This window comes from Cognatishimia activa (assembly GCF_001458335.1).
Taxonomy (GTDB): Bacteria; Pseudomonadota; Alphaproteobacteria; order Rhodobacterales; family Rhodobacteraceae; genus Cognatishimia; species Cognatishimia activa.
Genome location: NZ_CYTO01000026.1, coordinates 64,712 through 67,723, shown reverse-complemented (window position 1 = coordinate 67,723; position 3,012 = coordinate 64,712). Strand labels below are relative to the sequence as shown.

Annotated in this window: 4 protein-coding genes; 2 read left to right on the top strand and 2 right to left on the bottom strand. The window is 57.8% G+C overall.

Translation table 11 applies throughout. The features are described from left to right. Nucleotides 1-224, bottom strand: a 224-nt coding sequence (locus TA5113_RS17295) for a recombinase family protein (RefSeq protein WP_258953949.1), incomplete at its 3' end; no start/stop codon positions are given. A 280-nt stretch (nt 225-504) separates the two neighbouring features. On the opposite strand from TA5113_RS17295, the gene TA5113_RS16530 reads away from it, so the two are divergent. Next, nucleotides 505-1,167, top strand: a complete 663-nt coding sequence (locus TA5113_RS16530; protein WP_037207721.1) for a L,D-transpeptidase — start codon at nt 505-507, stop codon at nt 1,165-1,167. Nucleotides 1,168-1,205: 38 nt separating this feature from the next. Here the strand turns inward: TA5113_RS16530 and TA5113_RS16525 are convergent, their stop codons facing one another. Continuing rightward, the gene (locus tag TA5113_RS16525; RefSeq protein ID WP_037207719.1) at nt 1,206-1,475 is read right to left on the bottom strand and encodes a hypothetical protein; all 270 of its coding nucleotides are present in this window, start codon (nt 1,473-1,475) and stop codon (nt 1,206-1,208) included. Nucleotides 1,476-1,727: 252 nt separating this feature from the next. On the opposite strand from TA5113_RS16525, the gene TA5113_RS17290 reads away from it, so the two are divergent. Beyond that, the coding region (locus tag TA5113_RS17290; RefSeq protein WP_258953944.1) for a heavy metal translocating P-type ATPase at nt 1,728-3,012 on the top strand (1,285 nt) is incomplete at its 3' end.

Here is a 3,012-nt window from a genome sequence, read left to right as displayed (position 1 = left end):
AGCAGATGCGACAGGGATCGCGCAAGCCGGTCGATCCGCACAACGACCAGCGTATCGCCGCTCTGGACGCGTTCGAGCAAACGCGCGAGTACAGGACGCGCGCGATTGCCGCCTGAGGCGTGCTCTTCAAAGATCTCGGCACAGCCCGCAGATTGCAGCGCCTCAGACTGGGGCAGGGGGGTCTGATCCTCCGTGGAAACGCGGGCATAGCCTATCAGGGGCATGAAAACGGGGCCGATTGCAATTTCATATGCCGTTACTAAACGACCGTTTGATAGTTTGTTCAGAATTGATCGATCCAACTTGCGTGGTCGATGCGGTTTTCATGGATGTGTTTGGACGCATTCCGATATGTATTCACTGCTCATCCCTGCGACTCGCTTTCTAGTGCAGACATGTTTGCGTAGGTTGGTCTTTTTTCCCTTGAAGCTCCAGTTGCTAGAAGTTCTATCGACGTGTAAAGCGAAGCTATAAAAAACCGACCGCGTAGGAGATAAACCAAATATGTTGACGAGACGCCATTTCATCGCGACCAGCGCAGCTGTGTTCTCTGCGCCGATTTCAAACCCTGTGTTTGCCAGTACATGGCCAACGACATCGCAAAAGGCGGCTTGGGATGCGCAAGTGACACCTGCAAACTTCGATCTCGAGACGTCGAACCCTTGGGGATTGCAACCGCGCTTCCTGCCACGTCGGGTTGAAGCCCGGTCTGGTCTGACACCCGGCGACATTCATGTCGATGCGGTCGCGCGGTATCTTTATCATATCGAGGAAGGCGGCACCGCGATGCGTTACGGCGTGGCGATTGCCCGCGGCAATCTTTACGAGCCGGGGACCTACTCGATCCGCCGAAAGGTGGAATGGCCACACTGGACACCGACCAAATCGATGATCGAGCGCGATCCGTCGCTTGAAAAGTATGCAAATGGCCAGGAACCAGGCCCGCAAAACCCATTGGGATCTCGCGCAATCTATTTGTTCGTCGGGCAGCGTGACACATATCTGAGGATACACGGATCACCGCAATCCAGATCAATTGGTGGGCGCGCCAGCTCCGGATGCGTTCGCATGGTTATGGCGCATATCAATGAGCTTTATCCCCGTGTTGCTATCGGCTCCACCGCATTCCTTTATTCGGCGGAAGACAGTGTCACGGCCCGCAGCTAACCTTCAACTTGACGGTCAGGCCCGTCGAGCCGCCAAAGCTACGCTGCCGGCTTGACGCAGATCGGATTGCCGCCCGATGTCCTGAGCGGCAGGAGCGTGTCCTCGACCGGCCCGGAATGCATGTACCAATAGCAATTGTCTGCCGGCCGCAAGCGTGCGGTCGAGAGATCCTGGTTTGGAGCCGCGAGCGCCACGATTTGCTCCGGGACCGGCGGCAGCGCACCCGAGCCTTGTGAATTCGAGAGGGTTTCCGAGCAGGCTCCGAGCGCCACGCCGAGAAGGATAAAAATTGCGCTCCGTGTGTACATAAACTCACTGTCCTGCTGCTTTGAATTCTTAGATGCGTCTTTCTCGCATCCGACGGCATGTGGTGCAACGCAAAGGCAAGATCACAGGCGAATTTCCTGAGGAAAGTGATCGAAACTCAATGGTTTCGACCCAAACCGCCTGCGATCACCCCATTAACCACGCGGCTACATGGAAGACCGAACTTTTCTCTTGAACCTCTAGTTGCTGTAGGGCGTATCACCTCCCTACAATAGCGAATCCGAGGATGATCCATGCCACATGACGGTGCTCAAAACAGCCAAGACCATTCTCCCGTATCTGAGGGCGCGTGCGGCAGTTGTTGCGGAGGACAGGCCATTGAGCCAACCAACGTTCGAGCCTCGGACGGCCGCAGTTTCCATGTCAGCGGCCTGGATTGCGCCGAAGAGGTCTCGATCCTGAACCGGGTCGTCGGACCGGAAGTTGGTGGCACGGAGTATCTTGCGTTTGACGTCATCAATGCGCGGATGACGGTTCTGGATGGCGGGACGAACCCGTCTTCGGACAAGATCCTTCAATTGGTTGCGACCACCGGGATGACGGCCAAACCCTGGGATGCCGAAGATGCCAGCGCGGATCAGGCCGCACATCTGAAAAAACAAAAACTGTTCACGTTGCTTAGTGGCGGATTCTGGGCGGCAGGGTTCATCTACCACGTCATTGAGACTGGGTTCGGCGGCGCCATCGGATTGTTCTCGGGCCATGGTGAAGCGCCGATGCCCATTGCCGAAGCAGGGTTGTTCGCAATAGCGATCCTCTTGGGCGTGTGGCTGGTCGCACCCAAAGCGTGGTCGTCGGCGCGTCGGCTTTCTCCGGACATGAACCTGTTGATGGTGGTCGCCGTGGCCGGGGCCATCGGGCTTGGCGAGTTTTTCGAGGCCGCGACGGTCGCGTTCTTCTTTTCGCTTTCGCTCTATCTTGAGAGTTGGAGCGTGGGGCGCGCGCGCAATGCTGTGTCAGCGCTTCTCGACCTCGCACCACCGACAGCCCGGGTGCTCTATGACGATGGCTCAGAGGCCGACGTTCCCGCCGCGGCTGTAGCTGTCGGTGCGCGGTTCATCGTGCGAGGTGGCGACCGTATTCCGCTCGACGGGGAAGTTGTCGACGGGGCAGGGGCCGTCGATCAGGCCCCCATTACGGGTGAAAGCGCCTTGGTGCCAAAAGAAGCGGGCGATGATGTCTACGCCGGCACCATCAATGGCGAGGGCACTTTAACTGTACGGGCAACAAAAACTGCCTCCGACACGGTCTTGTCCAAAATCATCCGCATGGTAAGCGATGCACATTCACGCCGCGCCGAGGTTGAACAATGGGTGACGAAGTTCGCGCGCATCTACACACCGGTTGTAATGGGGCTGGCCGTTCTAATTGCCTTGGTTCCACCGCTTGTCGCAGGCGGTGACTGGGGCTTTTGGTTCTACAACGCGCTGGTTCTGCTGGTCATCGCCTGCCCTTGTGCCTTGGTGATCTCAACGCCGGTTTCTATTGTCGCTGCCCTTGCGGCCGCAGCGCGCAATG

Bases quoted from the DNA above. Each gene is read 5' to 3' on its own strand.
- TA5113_RS16530 (WP_037207721.1), top strand. From the start codon at position 505: ATGTTGACGAGACGCCATTTCATCGCGACCAGCGCAGCTGTGTTCTCT.
- TA5113_RS16525 (WP_037207719.1), bottom strand. From the start codon at position 1,475: ATGTACACACGGAGCGCAATTTTTATCCTTCTCGGCGTGGCGCTCGGA.